Below are 23134 nucleotides of genomic sequence, written 5' to 3'. Positions count from 1 at the left end.
GGGGTGGTCGCTGGGCGCGGGCGTTGGCACAGTGGTGGGCATGCGGGGGTGGTGGCAGGACCTCACCGATCTGGTGCTGCCGGCCGAGTGCGGAGGCTGCGGGAAGCCTCGTACGGTGCTCTGCCCGGAGTGCCGTGCCGTCCTGAGCGGGACCGCACCGAGCCGGGTACGACCGGTGCCGGAGCCGTCCGGGCTGCCGGTCGTGCACGCGGCAGCGCGGTACGAGGACGAGGCGAGGGCCGTGCTGCTGGCCCACAAGGAACGTGGCGCGCTGGCACTCGCGGCGCCGCTCGGGACGGCCCTGGCCGGAGCTGTGCGGGCAGGGCTCCGGGAGGCGGATGCTGCCCGCGTCGGGGCGTCGGGGCGGGCTGTGCGCCACCGGGGGTCCCAGGCGTGGGCGCCGGAGGCGGGGCTGCCGCCTCGGGGCGCCGGTACGCCGGTGCTGCTCGTGCCCGTTCCGTCGGCACGGGGTGCCGTGCGGGCCCGCGGGCATGATCCGGCGCGGCGGATCGCGCTGGCGGCGGCCGGTGAGCTGCGGCGGGCCGGGACGCCGGCCCGCGTGCTCGCCGTACTGCGGCAGCGGCGTGCGGTGGCCGACCAGTCGGGGCTCAACTCCCGGCAGCGGCTGGACAATCTCGCGGGCGCGCTGACGGTCGCGACCGGGGGAGGACGGCTGCTCGCCGGTGGTGGACCGGTCGTGCTCGTCGACGACCTGATGACGACGGGTGCGTCCCTGGCGGAGGCCGCGCGGGCCTTGCGCCGGGCGATGGCAGCGGAGGCCGTGAGGGCCGGCGCTCGTGCACCGGAGCGGGTGGAGCCGCCCGGGGTGGGGCGGGAGCCGTGCGGGGCGCAGCCGGTGGATCCGCTCGGCGAGGGAGGACGGCGCGTGTACGACGGAACGGAAGGGGAGGTGGACGCGTATAGATGGGGGATCGCGGAGCCCGCGGGGTGTGGTGGCGGGCCAACCGTTGTGTATCGAGCGGGAAGTCGGGAAAGCAGAGGAGAACGGAAGACCGGATCTACGGAGGGCGCTGTGCGGCGGACGCGTGAGGTGCCGGGAATCATGGCCACCGGACGGCCTGATGACCTGATCCGCGCCGCAGTGGTCGCTGCGCCTCCGGATTCTTTCGAAATAAACCGGAACTGAGTGAGAACTTGCATCGTTGCAGGTAACGAGAGGGTCAATTCACCTGAACGGAGGTACGCCGCAGTAGAGGGTGACGACATCCGTCCGGGCGAGATATGTTCGGTTGTGAGGGAAAGGCGCAGGCCATCCCCGCCATATCCGAATGCCGTGCCGCGGGTTTTGCGCAATCAGCCGCGGCCATGGGGTGGAGATCTTGCCCATGGGGGAGGAGGAGGTGGAAGTCACCGAGTCCGAGGCTCCGGGGTTCCCCGGAGTCTGGTGCAAAAGGGAGATGCTCCGCCGATGGAGCGGGGCGATCCGGGAACGGAGTTCTGCGTGGACATCGTCGTCAAGGGCCGCAAGACCGAGGTGCCCGAGCGGTTCCGCAAGCACGTGGCCGAGAAGCTGAAGCTGGAGAAGATCCAGAGGCTCGATGCCAAGGTGATCAGCCTCGACGTCGAGGTGTCCAAGGAGCCCAACCCGCGACAGGCCGACCGCAGCGACCGAGTGGAGATCACGCTCCGCTCCCGTGGTCCGGTGATCCGGGCGGAGGCAGCGGCCAGCGACCCGTACGCGGCACTCGATCTGGCTGCGGAGAAGCTGGATGCCCGGCTGCGCAAGCAGCACGACAAGCGTTTCTCGCGCCGAGGTGCCCGCCGACTCACGGCGGCCGAGGTTCCCGACCACGTTCCGGGCGCGGCGACGCTGAACGGCAACGGCCACGCCTTCCAGGAACAAGAGCCGGACGGAGTTCCCACCAAGAAGATCGGCTCGCTGGAGGTGAAGGGCGAAGGGCCCCTCGTCGTACGCGAGAAGACGCACGTCGCCTCCCCGATGACCCTCGACCAGGCTCTCTACGAGATGGAGCTGGTCGGGCACGACTTCTACCTCTTCGTCGACTCCGAGACGAAGGAACCGAGTGTCGTCTACCGGCGGCACGCCTATGACTACGGGGTCATCCACCTCAACACGGATCCGATGGTGACCCAGGCGCAATCTCCCGCGGCTGGTGGCACGCTGGGCGGCTGACCCACCCGGCCGACAGCTGAGCCGGTGCCCCTGGAGCGCATGTGCGCCCCCAGGGGCACCGGTGTGCGACCACTTCGCGCCCCGCTCGTCACCGGAGTGCCGGTCGGGCATGAAATCATGGCCGGACCGGCCCAACCGGTGGGCCGCTGCCTTGGGTTGGCGATGGCATATGACCAGCCGCAGCCTTCAGGGGGAGGAACGATGGCGGACAGCTTCGGACCGATGCGGGACGAGGGTGCCGACGGTGACATCGTCGGCGCGGGCCCTGACGCGGGCTCTCCACGCAAGGAGCCGATCAGAGTCCTCGTCGTGGACGACCACGCCCTGTTCCGCCGCGGACTGGAGATCGTGCTCGCTGCCGAGGAGGACATCCAGGTGGTCGGGGAGGCGGGAGACGGCGCGGAGGCCGTCGACAAGGCCGCTGACCTGCTGCCGGACATCGTCCTGATGGATGTGCGGATGCCCAAGCGGGGCGGTATCGAGGCCTGCACCTCCATCAAGGAGGTGGCCCCCAGCGCGAAGATCATCATGCTGACGATCAGCGACGAGGAGGCCGACCTCTACGACGCGATCAAGGCGGGCGCGACCGGCTATCTCCTGAAGGAGATCTCCACGGACGAGGTGGCCACCGCCATTCGCGCGGTCGCCGACGGGCAGTCGCAGATCAGCCCGTCCATGGCGTCGAAGCTGCTCACCGAGTTCAAGTCCATGATCCAGCGGACGGACGAGCGCCGGCTCGTGCCCGCGCCGCGGCTGACCGATCGCGAGCTGGAGGTCCTCAAGCTCGTCGCGACGGGGATGAACAACCGCGATATCGCCAAGGAGTTGTTCATCTCCGAGAACACCGTGAAGAACCACGTGCGCAACATCCTGGAGAAGCTTCAGTTGCACTCCAGGATGGAGGCCGTGGTGTACGCGATGCGGGAGAAGATCCTCGAGATCCGCTGAGCCGGACCCCGAGCGTCACCCTGTGAGGCGGGCGAGTTCCCTGGCGAGCGGCTCGCGCAGCTCCGGGGCGTCGACCCGTTCCACCCTTACGTCCGTGCAGTCCACCCAGCTCGCCGCCTCGACCAGCGCCTGCGCCACCGCCGGGACCGCCTTCGGGCCGTCCAGCGTGGCCTGCTTGGCGACCAGGGTGCGGCCCTCACGGGCCGGGTCCACACGGCCGACGAGGTGGCCGCCGGCCAGGACCGGCATCGCGAAGTAGCCGTAGACCCGCTTCTGCTTCGGTACGTACGCCTCCAGGCGGTGCGTGAAGCCGAAGATCCGCTCCGTGCGCGCGCGTTCCCAGATCAAGGAGTCGAACGGGGACAGCAGCGTCGTACGGTGACGGCCGCGCGCGGGTGTCTCCAGGGCCGCCGGGTCGGCCCAGGCCGGCTTGCCCCAGCCCTCGACCGTGACCGGGACCAGGCCGGAGTCGGCGATCACCGCGTCGACCTGCTCGCCCTTGAGCCGGTGGTAGTCGGCGATGTCCGCGCGTGTGCCGACGCCGAGGGACTGACCGGCCAGACGGACCAGCCGGCGCAGGCACTCGGTGTCGTCCAGCTCGTCGTGCAGCAGGGACTGGGGGACGGCGCGCTCGGCGAGGTCGTAGACGCGCTTCCAGCCGCGGCGCTCGACGCAGACCACCTCGCCGTACATCAGGGCGCGCTCGACGGCGACCTTCGCGCCTGACCAGTCCCACCACTCGCTCGTGCGCTTCGCGCCGCCCAGCTCGGTCGCCGTGAGGGGGCCCTCCGCGCGGAGCTGCTTGATCACCTGGTCGTAGGCGCCGTCGGGAAGCTCGTGGTTCCAGTGCGGCCGGTTGCGATAGGCGCGGCGGCGGAACGCGAAGTGGGGCCACTCCTCGACGGGGAGGATGCAGGCCGCGTGGGACCAGTACTCGAAGGCGTGCGGCCGGGCCGGAGCGGTGCCCGTGGACTCGGTGTTCCAGTACGCCTTCTCGACCGTCCTGCGGCCCACGGCGCCCAGGCGGGCGTACGGGATCAGCTCGTGGGAACGGGCCAGGACGGAGATGGTGTCGAGTTGCACCGCGCCGAGGTGACGGAGGATGCCGCGGACGCCTGACCTGCGGTCGAGAGCACCGAGGAAGCCCTGTGCGCGCAGCGCGACGCGGCGGGCCTCGTCGGCCGAGAGGTCGATGGTGGGGTGCACGGTGGTCATGGTCCGCACCCTAGAGCTTGGCACTGACAACGCGAGGTGAGCTGGGGCTTTGCCCGACGGGCCCGGCGAGCGGTCAGGCGGGCCGTTCCCTCGGCGGCAGATACGGGGCCGCCGACGGCAGCGCCAGGTCCGACGGGAGCAGGGAGCCCACCCAGCAGTCCCGGCGGACGCCCTGGTTGACGATCGCGGAGCGAAGCGTGCCCTCCAGGGTGAATCCGGCCCGTTCGGCGACCGTGCGCGAGGGGGTGTTGCCGACCTCCGCGCGCCACTCCACACGGTCGATCGACATCTCCACGAAGGCCCAGCGGACCGCGGCGAGGACGGCCTCGGTGACATAGCCGTTCCCGCGGTGCTGCTTCGTGCCCCAGAAGCCGATCTCGGCCTCGCTCATGGAACGCATCGTGAGGCCGAGCATGCCGGCCAGTTCCTCCCCTGCGGGAAGGAAGAGGCCCCAGGTGAACATCGAACCGCTCCGCCAGCCCTCGGGGACCAGTTCCCCCGTGAAACTGTCGGCGTGCTCGCGCAGGTACGGCGAGGGGATCGTGGTCCAGCGCTGAATGTCGGGATCCTGAGCGGCCTCGTACACCGCGTCGGCGTCCTTCGGGTCCACCGTGCGCATCAGGAGGCGGGCGGTCGTGAGCGTGACGGGTTCCATCGGCCGATTCTCCTCGCGGGTTCATCGCAAGCGCCAACGTTTATGCGGTGCGTGAGCACGCGATCGCATTTCGCACATTTCATGGGTGGAACGCGGCACCATCCGCGACCCCCGTCCGTTGTCCCCTTTGACGGAGATTTGAAGCAGCGGACGCTCGTCGCCCCCGGCAGGCTCCCGGCGCGGCAGGGTCCTCGCATACGATGGCCGTTGCTCAGCCAAGCCAAATGGAAACCGACCGTCCCAGGCCCGACCGGCAAGGAGACCAACCCCCGTGTCCGTCCTCTCGAAGATCATGCGTGCAGGCGAAGGCAAGATCCTGCGCAAGCTGCACCGCATCGCGGACCAGGTCAACTCCATCGAAGAGGACTTCGTCGACCTCTCCGACGCCGAGCTGCGGGCCCTCACCGATGAGTACAAGCAGCGCTACGCCGACGGTGAGAGCCTGGACGACCTGCTTCCCGAGGCCTTCGCCACCGTTCGCGAGGCCGCCAAGCGGGTCCTCGGCCAGCGGCACTACGACGTGCAGATCATGGGCGGCGCCGCCCTCCACCTCGGCTACGTGGCCGAGATGAAGACCGGTGAGGGCAAGACGCTCGTCGGCACGCTGCCCGCTTATCTGAACGCGCTGTCCGGCGAGGGCGTCCACCTGATCACGGTGAACGACTACCTGGCCGAGCGTGACTCCGAGATGATGGGCCGCGTCCACAAGTTCCTCGGCCTGAACGTCGGCTGCATCCTCGCGAACATGACGCCGGCTCAGCGCCGCGAGCAGTACGCGTGCGACATCACCTACGGCACGAACAACGAGTTCGGCTTCGACTACCTGCGCGACAACATGGCGTGGTCCAAGGACGAACTCGTCCAGCGCGGCCACAACTTCGCCATCGTCGACGAGGTCGACTCCATCCTCGTCGACGAGGCCCGTACGCCGCTGATCATCTCCGGCCCCGCCGACCAGGCCACCAAGTGGTACGGCGACTTCGCCAAGCTGGTCACGCGCCTGAAGAAGGGCGAGGCGGGCAACCCCCTCAAGGGGATCGAGGAGACCGGCGACTACGACGTCGACGAGAAGAAGCGCACGGTCGCCATCCACGAGTCCGGCGTCTCCAAGGTCGAGGACTGGCTGGGCATCGACAACCTCTACGAGTCGGTGAACACGCCTCTGGTGGGCTACCTGAACAACGCCATCAAGGCGAAGGAGCTCTTCAAGAACGACAAGGACTACGTCGTCATCGACGGCGAGGTCATGATCGTCGACGAGCACACCGGCCGTATCCTCGCCGGCCGCCGCTACAACGAGGGCATGCACCAGGCGATCGAGGCGAAGGAAGGGGTGGACATCAAGGACGAGAACCAGACCCTCGCCACGATCACCCTGCAGAACTTCTTCCGCCTCTACAAGCGCCACGACCACAACGGCAAGGAACAGCCCGGTCTGTGCGGCATGACCGGTACGGCGATGACCGAAGCCGCCGAGTTCCACCAGATCTACAAGCTCGGCGTGGTGCCGATCCCGACGAACCGGCCGATGGTCCGCAAGGACCAGTCGGACCTGATCTACCGCACCGAGGTCGCGAAGTTCGAGGCGGTCGTCGACGACATCGTCGAGAAGCACGAGAAGGGCCAGCCGATCCTCGTCGGTACGACGTCGGTCGAGAAGTCCGAGTACCTCTCGCAGCAGCTGTCGAAGCGCGGTGTCCAGCACGAGGTGCTGAACGCCAAGCAGCACGACCGTGAGGCGATCATCGTCGCCCAGGCCGGCCGCAAGGGCGCCGTCACCGTCGCCACCAACATGGCCGGCCGCGGTACCGACATCAAGCTCGGCGGCAACCCCGAGGACCTCGCCGAGGCCGAGCTGCGTCAGCAGGGCCTCGACCCCGAGGAGCACATCGAGGAGTGGGCCCAGTACCTGCCCGCCGCCCTGGAGCGGGCCGAGCAGGCGGTCAAGGCGGAGTTCGAAGAGGTCAAGGACCTCGGCGGCCTCTACGTCCTCGGCACCGAGCGGCACGAGTCGCGGCGTATCGACAACCAGCTGCGCGGTCGTTCCGGCCGTCAGGGTGACCCGGGCGAGTCCCGCTTCTATCTCTCCCTCGGTGACGACCTCATGCGGCTGTTCAAGGCCCAGATGGTCGAGCGTGTGATGTCGATGGCGAACGTCCCGGACGACGTGCCGATCGAGAACAAGATGGTCACGCGCGCGATCGCGTCCGCCCAGTCGCAGGTCGAGCAGCAGAACTTCGAGACCCGTAAGAACGTCCTGAAGTACGACGAGGTCCTCAACCGCCAGCGCGAGGTCATCTACGGCGAGCGGCGCCGCGTTCTGGAGGGCGAGGACCTGCACGAGCAGGTGCAGCACTTCATGAACGACACGATCGACGCGTACATCGGTGCGGAGACGGCCGAGGGCTTCGCCGAGGAGTGGGACCTGGACCGACTGTGGGGCGCCTTCAAGCAGCTCTACCCGGTGAAGGTCACCATCGAGGAGCTGGAGGAGGCCGCGGGCGACCGGGCCGGTCTCACCGCCGAGTTCATCGCGGAGTCCATCAAGGACGACGTCGCCGAGCAGTACGCGCAGCGTGAAGCGCAGCTCGGCTCCGAGATCATGCGCGAGCTGGAGCGCCGGGTCGTGCTGTCGGTCCTGGACCGCAAGTGGCGCGAGCACCTCTACGAGATGGACTACCTCCAGGAGGGCATCGGCCTGCGCGCGATGGCGCAGAAGGACCCGCTGGTCGAGTACCAGCGCGAGGGCTTCGACATGTTCACCGCGATGATGGAGGGCATCAAGGAGGAGTCCGTCGGCTATCTGTTCAACCTGGAGGTCCAGGTCGAGCAGCAGGTCGAGGAGGTCCCCGTCGAGGACACCAAGCCGGTGGCCGACCTGGAGAAGAAGGACGCGGTGCCGGCGCAGGCGGGCGCGGCGCGTCCCGAGATCCGCGCCAAGGGGCTGGAGGCTCCGCGGCGTCCGGACCGGCTGCACTACACCGCGCCCAAGGTGGACGGCGAGGGTGACATCGTCGAGGGCGACTTCGCCAACGACGACGAGCCGGTCCGCTCCGAGGCCGACGGCCTCACTCGTGCGGAGCGCCGCAAGCAGGCGCGTGGCGGTCGCCGCCGCAAGAAGTGACGCCGGGCGCGATGCCCGTGGCGCCGCGCTGTCGCCGTTGACACGACGGTGACGGTGCCGCCGGCGCCGGTACAGCGGCTGAAAGGGCCGGGTCTCCTTCGGGGGCCCGGCCCTTCGCGTTCGGGCGGCCCAGGGCGTCGTCCGCCGTGTGCGCCGTCAGTCGTCGTGAGCCTGGGGCCTGCGCGGGCCGCCCAGTTCTACCGCTGTGCAGCGCCAGCGGAGGTCTCCGCCCTGTTCCAGGCGGAACGCCATCGCGCGCAGCTGGTCGCCCGCGCCGATGCGGGCGAAGGCCTCGATGGCGCCCGGACGGGGCTCGAAGTAGCCGATGTCGCGGACCACGGGGCGGCTGCCGCGGGTGCGCAGGGGGCCGCGTTCCGCGAGCCAGGCGAGTTCGTCGTAGGCCCGGCCGGCGGTGTGGCGGAGCATCGAGTGGACGGGGCGCTGGCCGCTGAGGACCAGGAGCAGACGGTCGGCGAAGACGTCGGTGGGGCGGGGCTGCGGGATGGCGGCCCGCGCCGGGGCGGTGGGGGCTGCCGGAAGGCTGTGGGTTGCGGGGGTGTGGCTCGCTGCAGTGGTGGTGCCGGACGCGGGCATACGGCGCGCGGTGGGGGTGCGGCCGGACGCGGGGATACGGTCCGCTGCGGGGATGCGGCCGGACGCGGGCATACGGTCCGCCGCGGGGATGCGGCCTGACGTCGGGGTGCGATCCCCTGTCGGGGCGCGGTCCGCTGCGGGGACGCGGTCCGTTGCCGGGAAGCGGTCACTTGTTGGGGTGCGGTCCGTGGCCGGGAAGCGGGCAGGGCGCGGCACAGGGGTCGGAGCGGTCGGCGGGCGGCTGTCCGTGGGCCTGGTGCGGGTGCGTGAGCCCGTCGCGCCGGGGGAGCCGGGTGGGCGGTCTCCGGGGGACGCCGTACGGGGCGTGCCGCCGCTCGGGGTGCGGGGCGGGGAGCCGGCGGGGCGGCGGGTGTCGCGGCGGGTCGGCGGGCGGCCGCCGAGGCGGTGCTGCGTCCTGGTCATGACCTTGTGCATGGAGTCCCCGTTCGGCGGGCCCGGAAGATACCGGGCAGTAACTTCGTGGATGGTGATCTTGTACGGGGCTCCGGGGGCCGGCGGCAAGCGAGCGGGGGCTCGCGCCGGGCGGCGGGAAACTTCACCTATCCGGGTGGTCCGTGCCCGCGGAAGGCCGTGGTTGCAAGGGAGCCCAGGGTGAGTTCGCGGCCCGGAGTGGACGCTTCGGAGGGCCATGGTGGGGACTCGAAAGGGGACACCCGCACGTATCCTGAAGGCTCTCCGGGAGGTGCGGGACAGCCCTCTCCGGGTGCTCGCGGAGCCCTACGAACACGAAAGTGGTCAGCCATGCGCGTCTACGTCCCTCTGACCCTCCCCGGTCTCGCCGAGGCGTACAAGACGGGAGAGCTGGGGGCCGGACCGCTCGTCGCCTACGCCGTCACGCCGGCCTTGCGCGAGTGGTATCTCTCCGACGACATCGAGGAGTTGGAGTACGCGGCGCTGAACCGGGCCGCGCTCGCCTCGCTGCGGCTGCTCGCGGCGGACGCGGAGGCCGTGCGGCGCCGGGTCGTGGTCGCCGTGGACGTGCCCGACGGCGCGGCCGTGGCCGACCCGGACCGGGGGCTGGACCCCTCGGCGCTGGGCGAGGTGCGGATCGCCGGGGGCGTGGCGCTGGCCAAGGCGGCGGCCGTGCACGTCGACGCGGACGACGCCGAGACGGACGTTGCGGCGGCCGCGGAGGTGCTGGAGGCGGCGGACGGCGGGGACGACGACGCGCAGTTCGTCGTGGACGGGGCCGAGGACCATGAGCTGCTGTGGTTCGCCACCCAGGAGATTCCGAACCTGGTGGGGCTGGGGGACTGAGCCCGGCCCGATGCGGTGCTGCCCCGTCGACCCGCTGTTCTCATGATTGTCAGTGGTGGCGGGTACGGTTTTCGACATGGGGATGCAAGTAGGCGCGCACATCGTCTGGGACTGGAACGGGACCCTCTTCCACGACAATGACGCGATCATCGGGGCGACGAACGCGGCGTTCGGCGAGCTCGGGCTCGAACCGATCACGATGGAGCAGTACCGCACGCTGTACTGCGTCCCGGTGCCGAAGTTCTACGAGCGGTTGCTGGGGCGGTTGCCGACCGATGCCGAGTGGGAGGTCATGGACGAGACCTTCCACCGGTACTACACCGAGCACCGGGTCAGGTGCGGGCTCACCGAGGGCGTGGGGGACCTGCTGGTGCGGTGGCGGTCGGGGGGACGCAGCCAGTCCATCCTCAGCATGTACGGGCACGAGGAGCTCGTCCCCCTGGTGCGCGGGTTCGGGATCGAGGAGCACTTCATACGGGTCGACGGGCGGACCGGGCCGTCCGGGGGCAGCAAGGCCGAGCACATGGTGCGGCACCTCAAGGCGCTCGCGAGCGTGGACCCCGCCCGCACGGTGGTGATCGGGGACGCGGCCGACGACGCGGTGGCGGCGCTGCACGTGGGGGCGAGGGCCGTGCTCTACACCGGCGGGTCGCACAGCCGGGCGAGCCTGGAGATGGTCGGCGTGCCGGTGGTGGACACGCTCGGTGAGGCCGTCGCGGAGGCGGAGCGGCTGGCTGCGTGAGCGGCGGTCGGGGCACCGCGTACATCAGGCCGACGGCGCGGCGCCCCGGGCAACCTCCGGACGGCGCGGCGCCCCCGCCGGCGGAGCCACACGCACCGGGCACCCCCCCCGGACGGCGCGGCGCCCCCGCCGGCGGAGCCACGCGCACCGCGCCGACCGCTGCCGGGTGCCTCAGGTCACCGGTGCCTTCGCGCGCAGGACGGTCAGGAACTCCCGCATCCAGGCGGAGTGGTCCGGCCAGGCGCGGGACGACACCAGGGTGCCGTCGACGACCGCCTCGGCATCCTGGAAGGTGGCGCCGGCGGCCTGCATGTCCAGCTCCAGGGCCGGGTACGCCGTCACGCGGCGGCCGCTGAGGCTGTCGATCGCAGCGGTGAGCAGAGGGCCGTGGCAGATCTGGGCGACCGGTTTGTCGGAGTCGAAGAAGGACTTGAGGATTTTGCGGAGCTCGGGGTCGTTGCGCAGGTACTCGGGGGCCCGGCCGCCGGGGATGACGACGGCCGCGTAGTCGCCGGGGTCGACCTCGGAGAAGGCGAGGTCGGCGGGCCAGGTGTAGCCGGGCTTCTCGGTGTAGGTGTCGAAGCCGGGTTCGAAGTCGTGGACGACGAACTGGAGCTTCTTGCGGGTGGGGGCGGCGATATGGACGTCGTAGCCCTCCTCGCGGAGGCGCTGGTAGGGGTACAGGACCTCCAGGGACTCCGCGGCGTCGCCGGTGACGATGAGGATCTTCGCTGTCATGTCGGGTGCGCTCCTCTTCTCGGCCGTCCTGCTTCTTGGGCAACGTGCCTCGGGGCAGCGGGCTTGCCAAGGGCTCGCGCGGCGCGGATTGCCGGTCCGCCGGGCGCGCGGTACGGATCGCGGGTCTGCCCACACCACGCGTCGCCGTGCCACCAGCCGGGCCGTGCCGTCAGCCGCCCGTGCCACCAGCCGGGCCGTCCCGCCACCTCGCGGCCCCGCCACCTCGCGCCCCGCTGCGCAACCGCGCCGACTCAGCCCGGCCGCACCGCACCGCACCGCACCGCCCGCCGCAGCCGCACCGGCGCCGGTCGTCCGACGGAGCAGGACCCGACCTCACCGTCTCCGAGTGACGTCTGTTTTCGGACACCGCTCCAGCCCGGATGGCGTGATTCCGGCCCGGTTCCCGGTCCGGGGCGCCGTCCCGGCCCTCCATCTCAGGCTCCCCCTTGCTGTCCGGCCCCGCCAGTTACGCCCACCCCGCCCCGTTTGCCCCTGTGCAGAACGTCAAAGTTCTCCCCATGGTTTTGTACACATACGGCTCATGACGGAGGCCCTGTAAGGAGCGATAGCCTTAGTGGCGTGATCAGCGCGATAGCTCGCGGGGGCACTGTTGCCCCTGCCCTGCGCCCGGTGAGCACGGATGACATCCGTGACCGGGCGGCAGTCGCTGGTCCTCGCGGGCGGGAGGGAGCCGTAGGGGCTCCCGGCAGGCCATGTACACCCCGGGTCAGGGCGTCGCAAAAAACAGCGTCACACCTCGGGTGCAGCTCAAGATTGGCTCATATACCCCCGCTCATCTCACCTTGCGGCATAGCGTCGAAGCAGACCGGACACCCCGCGTCGAGGCGTTACACCGGAGGGGAAGAGACCGTACTTCCTTCAACGTCACGCAACGGCGCGCGACAGGAGCCAGAGGACAATGCAGACCAAGCTGGACGAAGCCAAGGCCGAGCTGCTCGAGAGGGCCGCCCGGGTAGCTGAGAACAGCCCGGTCGGGGGGTACCTACCGACTGGGAACACGGACGCGAGCAGCTCCGGCACCCCGGACCACGACACCGTGCTCGCGTTCCTCCAGCGCTACTACCTGCACACCGCCCCCGAGGACCTCACCGACCGCGACCCGGTCGACATCTTCGGAGCCGCTTTCTCGCACTACCGGCTGGCCGAGAACCGCCCCCAGGGCACGGCCAACGTGCGGGTGCACACGCCCACCGTCGAAGAGAACGGCTGGATGTGCAGCCATTCCGTCGTCGAGGTCGTCACCGACGACATGCCCTTTCTCGTCGACTCCGTCACCAACGAGCTGACGCGGCAGGGGCGGGGGATCCATGTGGTCATCCACCCCCAGGTCTTCGTCCGCCGCGACGTCACCGGCAAGCTCATCGAGGTGCTCACCACGCCGCCCACCGGCGAGCTGCCGCACGACACCCACACCGAGTCCTGGATCCACGTAGAGATCGACCGGGAGACCGACCGCGGCGACCTGAAGCAGATCACCGCGGACCTGCTGCGCGTCCTGTCCGACGTCCGTGAGGCCGTCGAGGACTGGAGCAAGATGCGGGATTTGGCCCTGCGGATGGCCGACGAGCTGCCGCGGGAGCCCCACTCCGACCTCCGTGAGCAGGAGTTCGAGGAGGCCCGCGAGCTGCTGCGCTGGCTGGCCGACGACCACTTCACCTTCCTCGGCTTCCGCGAGTACGAACTGCGCGAGGACGACTCGCTGGCCGCCGTGCCGGGCACCGGCCTCGGCATCCTGCGCTCCGACCCGCACCACTCCGAGACCGACAGCCACCCGGTCAGCCCGTCCTTCGAGCGGCTGCCCGCCGACGCCCGCGCCAAGGCCCGCGAGCACAAGCTCCTCATCCTCACCAAGGCCAACAGCCGCGCCACCGTGCACCGGCCGTCGTACCTCGACTACGTCGGGGTGAAGAAGTTCAACGAGAAGGGCGAGGTCGTCGGCGAGCGCCGCTTCCTGGGCCTGTTCTCCTCGGCCGCCTACACCGAGTCCGTCCGCCGCGTCCCCGTGATCCGGCGCAAGGTGGACGAGGTGCTCCAGGTCGCCGGGTTCTCGCCCCACAGCCACGACGGCCGCGACCTGCTCCAGATCCTGGAGACGTACCCGCGCGACGAGCTCTTCCAGACCCCGGTCCCCGAGCTCCAGCGCATCGCGACCTCCGTCCTGTACCTGCAGGAGCGCCGCCGGCTGCGGCTGTACCTGCGCCAGGACGAGTACGGCCGCTACTACTCGGCCCTCGTCTACCTGCCCCGCGACCGCTACACCACCGGGGTGCGGCTGCGGATCATCGACATCCTGAAGGAGGAGCTCGACGGCACCAGCGTCGACTTCACCGCCTGGAACACCGAGTCGATCCTCTCCCGGCTGCACTTCGTCGTCCGGGTCCCGCAGGGCACCGAGCTGCCGCAGCTGTCCGACGCGGACAAGGAGCGCATCGAGGCCCGCCTGGTCGAGGCCGCCCGCTCCTGGGCCGACGGCTTCACCGACGCGCTCAACGCCGAACTCGGCGAGGAGCGCGCCGCCGAGCTGACGCGCCGCTACGCCAACGCCTTCCCCGAGGGCTACAAGGCCGACCACTCCCCGCGCGCGGCGGTCTCCGACCTCGTCCACATCGAGCAGCTCACCGAGGAGAACAACTTCTCGCTGAGCCTGTACGAGCCGGTCGGCGCCGCCCCCGAGGAGCGTCGCTTCAAGATCTACCGCAAGGGCGCGGCCGTCTCCCTGTCCGCCGTCCTGCCCGTCCTCAGCCGACTCGGCGTCGAGGTCGTCGACGAGCGGCCCTACGAGCTGCGCTGCTCCGACCGCAGTGTCGCCTGGATCTACGACTTCGGTCTGCGCATGGCCCCGCAGGCCGGCGGCGAGTACCTCGGCGACGACGCGCGCGAGCGGTTCTCGGAGGCGTTCGCCGCCACCTGGACCGGCAAGGCCGAGAACGACGGCTTCAACGCCCTCGTGCTGGGCGCCGGGCTCACCTGGCGGCAGGCGATGGTGCTGCGGGCGTACGCGAAGTACCTGCGTCAGGCCGGCTCCACCTTCAGCCAGGACTACATGGAGGACACCCTCCGCAACAACGTCCACACCACCCGGCTGCTCGTCTCCCTGTTCGAGGCGCGGATGTCGCCGGACCGCCAGCGCGCGGGCCACGAGATCGTCGACGCGCTGCTCGAAGAGGTCGACGCGGCGCTCGACCAGGTCGCGAGCCTCGACGAGGACCGGATCCTGCGGTCCTTCCTCACGGTGATCAAGGCGACGCTGCGGACGAACTTCTTCCAGGAGGCGGCGGGCGGACACCCGCACGACTACGTCTCCATGAAGTTCGACCCGCAGGCCATCCCCGACCTGCCGGCGCCCCGCCCGGCGTTCGAGATCTGGGTCTACTCGCCCCGCGTCGAGGGCGTGCACCTGCGCTTCGGCAAGGTCGCGCGCGGGGGCTTGCGCTGGTCCGACCGGCGTGAGGACTTCCGTACCGAGATCCTCGGCCTGGTCAAGGCGCAGATGGTGAAGAACACCGTCATCGTGCCGGTCGGCGCCAAGGGCGGCTTCGTCGCCAAGCAGCTGCCGGACCCGAGCGTGGACCGGGACGCGTGGCTCGCGGAGGGTGTGGCGTCGTACAAGACGTTCATCTCGGCGCTGCTCGACATCACCGACAACATGGTGGCCGGCGACGTCGTGCCGCCCGCCGACGTCGTCCGGCACGACGAGGACGACACCTACCTCGTCGTCGCCGCCGACAAGGGCACCGCGACCTTCTCCGACATCGCCAACGGGGTCGCCGAGCAGTACAACTTCTGGCTCGGTGACGCGTTCGCCTCCGGCGGCTCGGCCGGCTACGACCACAAGGGCATGGGCATCACCGCCCGTGGCGCCTGGGAGTCCGTCAAGCGGCACTTCCGGGAGCTGGGGGTGGACACCCAGAGCGAGGACTTCACGGTCGTCGGCATCGGCGACATGTCCGGTGACGTGTTCGGCAACGGCATGCTGCTCAGTGAGCACATCCGCCTGGTCGCCGCCTTCGACCACCGGCACATCTTCATCGACCCGAACCCGGACGCGGCCACCTCCTACGCCGAGCGCCGCCGTGTCTTCGAGCTGCCCCGCTCCAGCTGGGAGGACTACAACACCGAGCTGCTGTCGGCCGGCGGCGGGATCTTCCCGCGCAGCGCCAAGGCCATCCCCATCAACGCGCACATCCGCGAGGCGCTGGGCATCGAGGGCAAGGTCGCCAAGATGACCCCGGCCGACCTGATGAAGGCCATCCTGCAGTCGCCGGTGGACCTGCTGTGGAACGGCGGCATCGGTACGTACGTCAAGGCGAGCACCGAGACGCACGCCGACGTCGGCGACAAGGCCAACGACGCCATCCGCGTCGACGGCGCCGACCTGCGGGTCAAGGTCGTCGGCGAGGGCGGCAACCTGGGCCTGACCCAGCTCGGCCGGATCGAGTTCGCCCGGCACGGCGGCAAGATCAACACCGACGCCATCGACAACAGCGCCGGCGTGGACACCTCCGACCACGAGGTGAACATCAAGATCCTGCTCAACGGTCTGGTCTCCGACGGCGACATGACCCTCAAGCAGCGCAACAAGCTGCTCGCCGAGATGACCGACGAGGTCGGCCACCTCGTCCTGCGCAACAACTACGCGCAGAACACGGCGATCGCCAACGCCCTCGCCCAGTCCAGCGCCATGCTCCACGCCCAGCAGCGCTTCATGAAGCACCTGGTGCGCGAGGGGCACCTGGACCGGGCGCTGGAGTTCCTGCCCACCGACCGCCAGATCCGCGAACGTCTGGGCTCCGACCACGGCCTGACCGGCCCGGAGACGGCCGTCCTGATGGCGTACACGAAGATCACGGTCGCCGAGGAACTGCTGCACACCACGCTGCCGGACGACCCGTACCTGAGCACGCTGCTGCACGCGTACTTCCCGACCAAGCTGCGCGAGCAGTTCCCCGAGTACCTCGTCAGCCACCCGCTGCGCCGTGAGATCACCACGACCGTGCTGGTCAACGACACGGTCAACACGGGCGGTACGACGTATCTGCACCGGCTGCGCGAGGAGACCGGGGCCTCGCTGGAGGAGATCGTCCGGGCGCAGACCGTGGCCCGCGCGATCTTCCGCTCGGCGGAGGTGTGGGACGCGGTCGAGGCGCTCGACAACAAGGCGGAGGCCGCGGTCCAGACCCGGATCCGGCTGCACTCGCGCCGCCTCGTCGAGCGCGGTACGCGCTGGCTGCTCAACAACCGGCAGCAGCCGCTCCAGCTCGCCGAGACGGTCGACTTCTTCGCCGACCGGGTCGAGCAGGTGTGGTCGCAGCTGCCGAAGCTGCTGCGCGGCGCGGACCTGGAGTGGTACCAGCAGATCTACGACGAGCTGACCGCCGCCGGTGTCCCGGCCGAACTCGCCACGCGGGTCGCCGGGTTCTCGTCCGCCTTCCCGACGCTCGACATCGTCTCGGTGGCCGACCGCATGGGCAAGGACCCGATGGATGTCGCCGAGGTCTACTACGACCTCGCCGACCGGCTGAGCATCACCCAGCTGATGGACCGCATCATCGAGCTGCCCCGCTCGGACCGCTGGCAGTCCATGGCCCGCGCCTCCATCCGCGAGGACCTTTACGCCGCCCACGCGGCTCTGACCTCGGACGTCCTGGCGGCCGGCAACGGCACCGCGACCCCGGAGCAGCGCTTCACCGTGTGGGAGAAGAAGAACGGCGCGATCCTCGGCCGGGCCCGCACGACCCTGGAGGAGATCCGCGGGTCGGACGAGTTCGACCTGGCCAACCTGTCGGTGGCGATGCGGACGATGAGGACGCTGCTGCGGACGCACACCTGAGCGGTGTGACGCCGTAAGGCGTACGCGCGTGAGGGCGCCCCGGGCTGTCACAGCCCGGGGCGCCCTCATGTGTGGGGGAACGTCGTCTACGAGGGGACCGGCGCGGGCTTGGGCTTGGGCTTCGGCTTGGCCGCTTTGTCGCCGGTGAACGCCTCGTACTCCTTCAGCACGTCGTCCGTCGGCCCGTCCATGCGCAGCTCGCCGCGCTCCAGCCACAGGACACGGTCGCAGGTGTCCCGGATCGACTTGTTGTTGTGGCTGACCAGGAACACCGTGCCCGCGTGCTTGCGCAGCTCGCGGATCCGGGCCTCGGAGCGCTTCTGGAAGGAGCGGTCGCCGGTCGCCAGGGCCTCGTCGATGAGCAGGACGTCGTGGTCCTTGGCGGCGGCGATGGAGAAGCGCAGCCGGGCCGCCATGCCGGAGGAGTACGTGCGCATGGGCAGGGTGATGAAGTCGCCCTTCTCGTTGATGCCGGAGAAGTCGACGATCTCCTGGTAGCGCTGCTTGACCTGGTCACGGGACATGCCCATCGCGAGGCCGCCGAGGTGGACGTTGCGCTCGCCGGTGAGGTCGTTCATCAGGGCCGCGTTCACGCCGAGCAGGGAGGGCTGTCCGTCGGTGTAGATCTGGCCGTTCTCCACCGGCAGCAGACCCGCGACCGCCTTGAGCAGCGTCGACTTGCCGGAGCCGTTGGTGCCGATGAGGCCGATGGCCTCACCCCGGTACGCCACGAAGGAGACGTTCTTGACCGCGTGCACCTTGCGCACGCCCGCCGCCTTCTCGGCCTGCCCCCGGCGCAGGATGCGGTTGAGGGCGGCGGTGGCGGAACCGCGGCCGGCGCCGGTGCCGTTGACGCGGTAGACGATGTCGACGCCGTCGGCGATGACGGTGGGGATGGTGTCGCTCGGGTTCTCAGCCACGGCCGTACGTCTCCTCAGCCTTCCAGAAGTAGATGAAGCCACCGACGCCCGCCAGCAGGGCCCAGCCCGTCGCGATGGCCCACACGTGCGGCGGGAGCTGACTCGCGTGGAAGCTGTCGATGAGCGCGAAGCGCATCAGGTCGATGTAGACGGCGGCAGGGTTGACCTGAAGGAGCTCCGGCACCCAGGACGGCAGTCCCTTGTGGCTGCTGGTGACGTGGCTGATGCTGAACATCACGCCGGACGCGTACATCCAGGTGCGCAGCACGAACGGCATCAGCTGCGCGATGTCCGGGGTCCTGGCGCCCATGCGGGCCATGACCATCGCGACGCCCGCGTTGAAGGTGAACTGCAGGAACAGCGCCGGGAGCACCAGCACCCAGGACGCGGCGACCGGGATGCCGAAGCAGAGCAGGATGACGAACAGCGCGGCCATCGAGAACAGCAGTTGCTGGAGCTGTTGCAGGGCGAAGGAGATCGGCAGCGCGGCCCGCGGGAAGTGCAGGGCGCGCACCAGGCCCAGGTTCCCCGAGATCGCGCGGGTGCCCGCCATGATCGAGCTCTGCGTGAACGTCCAGACGAACACCCCGGTCACCAGGAACGGGATGTAGTCCTGCACGCCGTGGCTGGTGCCCAGGAGCATGCCGAAGATGAAGTAGTACACCGCCGCGTTCAGCAACGGCGTCATCACCTGCCAGACCTGGCCGAGCTTCGCCTGGCTGTACTGGGCGGTGAGCTTGGCGGTGGCGAAGGCGCCGATGAAGTGGCGGCGCGCCCACAGCTGGCGGATGTACTCGGGCAGGGAGGGGCGGGCACCGCTGACGGCGAGACCGTGCCGGGCGGCGAGGTCCGCGAGGCCGGGCCCCGCCGGGGCGGGTGTCGTCGGGGGCGGTGTGTCGAGGACCTGGCTCACATCCGCTGCTTTCGCTCGGGGGGAGGGGTGCGGCGACGTTCTCTTACGTGACTCTTCACGTTTTCTTACGTCGGGACGGGACCGTATCGTCGCAACGCGAGCGTAGGGCGAAGGAGCGTCGGAACGCAACCGTTTCGTCGTGGCGTGAGCGAGGTTACGGCAACGTGGGGACGGGACCGTATCGTCGTAACGCCCTATGCTGTTCGGCATGACGACCAACGCCGACCAGCCCCAGACGCCCCCGCGCCGCCGGGCCCCCGCCGGGGCGGCCGTCCTGCGGGAGGACGTGACGGAGGCCATCCGGGCGGCCGTCTTCGAGGAACTGGCGGCCGTCGGCTACGCGCGGATGTCGATCGAGGGCATCGCGCGCCGGGCGGGCGTCGGCAAGACGGCGGTCTACCGGCGCTGGCGTTCCAAGCTGCACCTGGTGCTGGACGTGGTCTCGGCCGTGGCCGTGATGGGCCTGCCCGTCCCGGACGCCGGCTCCCTGGAGGGCGATCTGCGGCTGCTGTACGAGGTGACCGCGCGCGCCCTGCGTCACCCCCTGGCCTCGCAGATCCTCCCGGACCTCCAGGCCGAGGCGGCCCGCAGCCCCGAGATCGCCGAGGCCGTGCAGAAGGCGCTGCGGGACGGGCAGGCGAGCGTGGCCAGCGGCATCGTGATGGCCGCGGAGAAGCGCGGCGAGGTGCGTCCCGGCATCGACGAGGAACTGGCCCTCGATCTGATCTCGGGCCCGCTGTACTGGCGTTCCGTCGTGATCCGCGGCCCCAAGGTGCCCAAGGGCTACCTGGACGCCCTGTCCCGTGCCACCGCGCAGGCGCTCAAGGCGCTCTGAGTCATCCGCGCGCGGGGGAGCGGCGTCACCGGACCCCGGTCGTCACCGAACGCGCCGTCCACCGGCACCTCGGCACCGTGTTCCCGAACCGGGCCCGCTCCGGCGCGGCAGGGGCGTCGCCGGGTGCTCGCGGGGCCGGCCTACCGGAACGCCTCGTGGCGCGGGCCCGCGCATCGGCGGGGCGGTGTCAGTCGCGGGCCGCGTCCGGGTGCTGCCGCACCCACCCCGCCCACGCCGACGCGATCATCTCCTGGACGTCGTGCTTGGCCTTCCAGCCCAGCTCGGTGGCGATGCGGTCGGCGGAGGCGACGACGCGAGCCGGGTCGCCGGGGCGGCGCGGGGTCACGGTCGGCGGGCGGTCGTAGCCGGTGACCGCGTTGATCCGGTCGATCATCTCGCGCACCGAAACGCCCTCGCCCCGGCCGATGTTGAGCGTGAGGTCGTGGCCCGGCGAGTCCTGCAGGGCGCGGGCGGCGGCGACATGGGCCTCCGCCAGGTCGACCACGTGGATGTAGTCGCGGATGCAGGTGCCGTCCGGCGTCGGGTAGTCGTCGCCGAAGATGCGCGGGGGCGCGTTCTCCGTCAGCTTCTCGAAGACCATGGGGACGAGGTTGAAGACGCCGGTGTCGGCGAGCTCGGGGGCGGCGGCGCCGGCCACGTTGAAGTAGCGGAGCGACGCCGTGGAGAGGCCCGTCGCGCGGCCGGTCGCCCGCACCAGCCACTCGCCCGCCAGCTTGGTCTCGCCGTACGGCGACATCGGGACGCACGGCGTCTCCTCCGTCACCAGGTCGACGTCCGGCATGCCGTACACCGCGGCCGAGGAGGAGAAGACGAAGGACCGCACGTCGGCCGCCGTCACGGCCTCCAGGAGAACCCGCAGGCCCTCGACGTTCTCCCGGTAGTAGTGCAGCGGCAGATCGACGGACTCGCCGACCTGCTTCTTCGCCGCGAGATGGACGACACCGGTGATGCGGTGGGCCGCGATGGCGCGGGCGACGCGCTCCCGGTCCAGCGTCGAGCCGACGACCAGCGGCACGCTGTCGGGCACGCGGTCGGCGATGCCGGTGGACAGGTCGTCGTAGACGACGGCGCGCTCGCCCGCCTCGGTCATCGCCCGTACGACGTGCGCTCCGATGTAACCGGCGCCGCCGGTGATCAGCCAGGACATGTGCGTGCGTCCCCTCGTCAGTGGGCCTGTGGTCGTGAGTGACAGTGAAGCAGGCGGCGGAGCCCGCCACGGACAACTGACATGACTCCCCCCAGAACGGGGGCCACGCGCAGGGCCAGTGTCCCGGAGTGTGCGGTGCAGGGCCGCACGAGTACGACGGCGTGCCGGGCGCGCACCACGGCGCACCGGCGCGACGGTACGGCGTCCGTGCGCAGCCGCGCCGTGACCTCGCGGTACGCGCCGCCCCGGAAACGCACCCGCAGCCACAGATCCCACGCGGACGCCGCGCCGGCGGGCCTCCGGCCGACCGCGAACGCGGCCCACCGCACCGGCACCTCCGCCGACCAGAGGCCGCCCCCGCCCTCGCCCCGGTCGGCCTCCGCGGCGAGCCCCACGGTCGTGCGCGGTCCCGCCGTCCGCCCCGTCGCCCGGCACCGCCACTCCACCTCCAGCGCCTCCGGCCCGGCCTGCGCCACCCTGCCGTACAGCTCGTGCAGACGCAGCCGCAGGAGGGCGCCGCGCGCGCGTGGCCGCAGTTCGGCGTCGACAGCCAGCGGGAGGAAGCGGACGGGGCGGGTCAGCAGGGGTTCGAGGGTGATCCGGGGAAGGTCGGCCGACCAGACGGGGGTGCCGTCGGGGGAGTGGGCGTAGGGAGGGAGCAGACGGGCCGGGCGGGAGGCCAGATCCCGGATGCGGGGCAGGTCGCGGGGCTCCGGGGAGGCCAGGACGACACGGCCGACGAGGCAGCCGGGCGCGGTGGGGCGGTACTCCCAGTCGGACGCGTCGTACTCCGCGAGATACGCCCGCGTGAGCGTCCACCACGTGCGCCGGTGGTGCGCGTCGTGCACCTCCAGCTCGCGGGCGTACATCCGCAGCTCGTGGTCGAGGAACCTGGCCCGCGCCTCGCGTGCGAGCTCCTTGCACCCGGCGCTCAGCAGGATCTCGTACGCCGCCCGGCTCGCTTCCGTGCGCGCCCGCCAGTCGGCGATGCCGGTCCGCTCCAGCGAGGTGGGAGGCCCGTCGGCCGAGCGGTGTACGTGCCGGACGTGCACGCGGTTCGGGACGAGGGCCACGCGCGGGCCGGCGGCCAGCACGCGCGCGCTGAAGACGAGGTTCTCGTGGGCGATCCGCCCTTCGGGGAAGCGGATGCCGTTCTCCCGCAGGAACGCGGTGCGGTAGAGCTTGTTGGCGCACAGCGTGTCGTGCACCAGACGCGGGCGCTGCGCAGGGCGCTCGTACACGGCGCGCGCGGCGTACAGCCCGGCCTCCCAGGGAACCTCGCGTCCCTCGGACACCTCGCGTCCCTCGGACACCTCGCGTCCCGCATGTCCCTCAAGCACTTCGCGCTCTGCACGCCCCCTACGCCCCGCGTGCCCCTCGGGCAGCTCCCGCCGCACACCCAGCCCGCCCGCCACCTCCGCGCCCGCGTCCCTCGCCGCCCTGAGCAGCGCGTCGACCGCGCCCGGCGGCAGCACTCCGTCGCTGTCGAGGAACATCACGTACGGCGAGGTCACCCGGTCGAGGCCGGTGTTGCGCGGGCTGCCGCGGCCGCCGCTGTGGACCCGGCGCCGGACCACCCGCACCCGGGGTTCGGTCGCGGCGAGCCGGGTGAGCAGTTCCGCGCTGCCGTCCGTCGAGCGGTCGTCGACGGCGACGACCTCGCCGACGACGGGCCCCTGGGCCAGCGCCGAGCGGACCGCCGACGTCACGTGCGGTGCGTCGTCGTGGCCGATGACCACGACGCCGACCTGCGGTGCGGGCGTGGTGTGCGGGGCGTGAGGGTCCATGGGGCCGCGTTCCGGATCGTAGGAAGGGTGGGGTGCCGCCCGCGGGGCCGGACGGGCGGCCCGAGCCGGAAGACGGCGGCGCCCGGGCCCCGGTTCACTCGCGTGCGACGGAGGTTCGGGCCGGAAGGGGTGCGTCATCGGGATCGTAGGCCGGGCGAATGCCGTATCCGTGGAGATACGCCGTCAACGCCAAAGAATCGTCGGCTCATCG

At 70.8% G+C, this 23134-nt stretch carries 16 protein-coding genes; 8 read left to right on the top strand and 8 right to left on the bottom strand.

Going from position 1 to position 23134, the window contains the following annotated elements; all coding sequences use genetic code 11:
• Positions 1 to 40 precede the first annotated feature (40 nt).
• The 3 genes from ACGFW6_RS42120 to ACGFW6_RS42110 all read left to right on the top strand — a co-directional run bounded on the left by ACGFW6_RS42120 (position 41) and on the right by ACGFW6_RS42110 (position 3103).
• A complete protein-coding gene (locus ACGFW6_RS42120) occupies positions 41 to 1147 on the top strand; it encodes a ComF family protein (protein ID WP_393522163.1) in 1107 nt (368 codons plus the stop codon).
• Between the two features lie 315 nt (positions 1148 to 1462).
• Positions 1463 to 2155 carry a ribosome hibernation-promoting factor, HPF/YfiA family gene (hpf, locus tag ACGFW6_RS42115; protein ID WP_393522185.1) on the top strand — a complete coding sequence of 231 codons (693 nt, stop codon included), beginning with the start codon at positions 1463 to 1465 and terminating at the stop codon, positions 2153 to 2155.
• Positions 2156 to 2356: 201 nt separating this feature from the next.
• Positions 2357 to 3103 carry a response regulator gene (locus tag ACGFW6_RS42110; RefSeq protein ID WP_393522161.1) on the top strand — a complete coding sequence of 249 codons (747 nt, stop codon included), beginning with the start codon at positions 2357 to 2359 and terminating at the stop codon, positions 3101 to 3103.
• Between the two features lie 15 nt (positions 3104 to 3118).
• Here the strand turns inward: ACGFW6_RS42110 and ACGFW6_RS42105 are convergent, their stop codons facing one another.
• Together ACGFW6_RS42105 and ACGFW6_RS42100 are read right to left on the bottom strand one after the other, a co-directional pair.
• Entirely contained in the window at positions 3119 to 4318 is a 1200-nt protein-coding gene (locus tag ACGFW6_RS42105; protein ID WP_393522158.1) for a winged helix-turn-helix domain-containing protein, read from the bottom strand.
• A 73-nt stretch (positions 4319 to 4391) separates the two neighbouring features.
• Positions 4392 to 4973, bottom strand: coding sequence for a GNAT family N-acetyltransferase (locus ACGFW6_RS42100; protein ID WP_393522155.1), 582 nt, complete (start codon positions 4971 to 4973; stop codon positions 4392 to 4394).
• A 271-nt stretch (positions 4974 to 5244) separates the two neighbouring features.
• On the opposite strand from ACGFW6_RS42100, the gene secA reads away from it, so the two are divergent.
• Positions 5245 to 8097: a preprotein translocase subunit SecA gene (gene secA, locus ACGFW6_RS42095; protein WP_393522152.1), complete on the top strand. Its 2853-nt coding sequence runs from the start codon at positions 5245 to 5247 to the stop codon at positions 8095 to 8097.
• A gap of 156 nt (positions 8098 to 8253) precedes the next feature.
• On the opposite strand, the gene ACGFW6_RS42090 is transcribed toward secA, so the two are convergent.
• Positions 8254 to 9126: an Rv3235 family protein gene (locus ACGFW6_RS42090; RefSeq protein ID WP_393522149.1), complete on the bottom strand. Its 873-nt coding sequence runs from the start codon at positions 9124 to 9126 to the stop codon at positions 8254 to 8256.
• Positions 9127 to 9453: 327 nt separating this feature from the next.
• On the opposite strand from ACGFW6_RS42090, the gene ACGFW6_RS42085 reads away from it, so the two are divergent.
• Both ACGFW6_RS42085 and ACGFW6_RS42080 read left to right on the top strand, forming a co-directional pair.
• A complete protein-coding gene (locus ACGFW6_RS42085; RefSeq protein WP_393522146.1) occupies positions 9454 to 9969 on the top strand; it encodes a DUF6912 family protein in 516 nt (171 codons plus the stop codon).
• 76 nt (positions 9970 to 10045) lie between these two features.
• A complete protein-coding gene (locus tag ACGFW6_RS42080) occupies positions 10046 to 10711 on the top strand; it encodes an HAD family hydrolase (RefSeq protein WP_393522144.1) in 666 nt (221 codons plus the stop codon).
• Between the two features lie 171 nt (positions 10712 to 10882).
• On the opposite strand, the gene ACGFW6_RS42075 is transcribed toward ACGFW6_RS42080, so the two are convergent.
• Positions 10883 to 11449: a DJ-1/PfpI family protein gene (locus ACGFW6_RS42075; protein WP_393522142.1), complete on the bottom strand. Its 567-nt coding sequence runs from the start codon at positions 11447 to 11449 to the stop codon at positions 10883 to 10885.
• A 919-nt stretch (positions 11450 to 12368) separates the two neighbouring features.
• Between ACGFW6_RS42075 and ACGFW6_RS42070 the strand changes: the two genes are divergently transcribed.
• Positions 12369 to 17300: an NAD-glutamate dehydrogenase gene (locus tag ACGFW6_RS42070; RefSeq protein WP_393522140.1), complete on the top strand. Its 4932-nt coding sequence runs from the start codon at positions 12369 to 12371 to the stop codon at positions 17298 to 17300.
• An 86-nt stretch (positions 17301 to 17386) separates the two neighbouring features.
• Here the strand turns inward: ACGFW6_RS42070 and ACGFW6_RS42065 are convergent, their stop codons facing one another.
• Complete coding sequence (locus ACGFW6_RS42065; protein WP_393522138.1) at positions 17387 to 18220, bottom strand: ABC transporter ATP-binding protein; 834 nt, start codon at positions 18218 to 18220, stop codon at positions 17387 to 17389.
• Entirely contained in the window at positions 18213 to 19133 is a 921-nt protein-coding gene (locus ACGFW6_RS42060) for an ABC transporter permease (RefSeq protein WP_393522136.1), read from the bottom strand. Before ACGFW6_RS42060 ends, ACGFW6_RS42065 begins: the two co-directional genes overlap by 8 nt.
• A gap of 196 nt (positions 19134 to 19329) precedes the next feature.
• Between ACGFW6_RS42060 and ACGFW6_RS42055 the strand changes: the two genes are divergently transcribed.
• Positions 19330 to 19968, top strand: coding sequence for a TetR/AcrR family transcriptional regulator (locus ACGFW6_RS42055; RefSeq protein WP_393522134.1), 639 nt, complete (start codon positions 19330 to 19332; stop codon positions 19966 to 19968).
• Positions 19969 to 20155: 187 nt separating this feature from the next.
• Here the strand turns inward: ACGFW6_RS42055 and galE are convergent, their stop codons facing one another.
• Together galE and ACGFW6_RS42045 are read right to left on the bottom strand one after the other, a co-directional pair.
• Complete coding sequence (gene galE, locus ACGFW6_RS42050) at positions 20156 to 21136, bottom strand: UDP-glucose 4-epimerase GalE (RefSeq protein WP_393522132.1); 981 nt, start codon at positions 21134 to 21136, stop codon at positions 20156 to 20158.
• A gap of 17 nt (positions 21137 to 21153) precedes the next feature.
• Positions 21154 to 22923, bottom strand: a complete 1770-nt coding sequence (locus ACGFW6_RS42045; protein ID WP_393522130.1) for a glycosyltransferase family 2 protein — start codon at positions 22921 to 22923, stop codon at positions 21154 to 21156.
• Positions 22924 to 23134: the final 211 nt, after the last annotated feature.

The organism is Streptomyces sp. Y7 (assembly GCF_043195415.1).
In the GTDB taxonomy this organism is placed as follows: Bacteria; Actinomycetota; Actinomycetes; order Streptomycetales; family Streptomycetaceae; genus Streptomyces.
Note: the sequence above shows the minus strand (reverse complement) of the source record. Positions and strands in the feature narration are given on the sequence as shown.

Bases quoted from the DNA above. Each gene is read 5' to 3' on its own strand.
- ACGFW6_RS42105 (WP_393522158.1), bottom strand. From the start codon at position 4,318: ATGACCACCGTGCACCCCACCATCGACCTCTCGGCCGACGAGGCCCGC.
- ACGFW6_RS42070 (WP_393522140.1), top strand. From the start codon at position 12,369: ATGCAGACCAAGCTGGACGAAGCCAAGGCCGAGCTGCTCGAGAGGGCC.
- ACGFW6_RS42110 (WP_393522161.1), top strand. From the start codon at position 2,357: ATGGCGGACAGCTTCGGACCGATGCGGGACGAGGGTGCCGACGGTGAC.
- ACGFW6_RS42100 (WP_393522155.1), bottom strand. From the start codon at position 4,973: ATGGAACCCGTCACGCTCACGACCGCCCGCCTCCTGATGCGCACGGTG.
- ACGFW6_RS42090 (WP_393522149.1), bottom strand. From the start codon at position 9,126: ATGCACAAGGTCATGACCAGGACGCAGCACCGCCTCGGCGGCCGCCCG.
- ACGFW6_RS42080 (WP_393522144.1), top strand. From the start codon at position 10,046: ATGGGGATGCAAGTAGGCGCGCACATCGTCTGGGACTGGAACGGGACC.
- ACGFW6_RS42085 (WP_393522146.1), top strand. From the start codon at position 9,454: ATGCGCGTCTACGTCCCTCTGACCCTCCCCGGTCTCGCCGAGGCGTAC.
- galE (WP_393522132.1), bottom strand. From the start codon at position 21,136: ATGTCCTGGCTGATCACCGGCGGCGCCGGTTACATCGGAGCGCACGTC.
- ACGFW6_RS42075 (WP_393522142.1), bottom strand. From the start codon at position 11,449: ATGACAGCGAAGATCCTCATCGTCACCGGCGACGCCGCGGAGTCCCTG.
- ACGFW6_RS42055 (WP_393522134.1), top strand. From the start codon at position 19,330: ATGCTGTTCGGCATGACGACCAACGCCGACCAGCCCCAGACGCCCCCG.
- ACGFW6_RS42120 (WP_393522163.1), top strand. From the start codon at position 41: ATGCGGGGGTGGTGGCAGGACCTCACCGATCTGGTGCTGCCGGCCGAG.
- ACGFW6_RS42045 (WP_393522130.1), bottom strand. From the start codon at position 22,923: ATGGACCCTCACGCCCCGCACACCACGCCCGCACCGCAGGTCGGCGTC.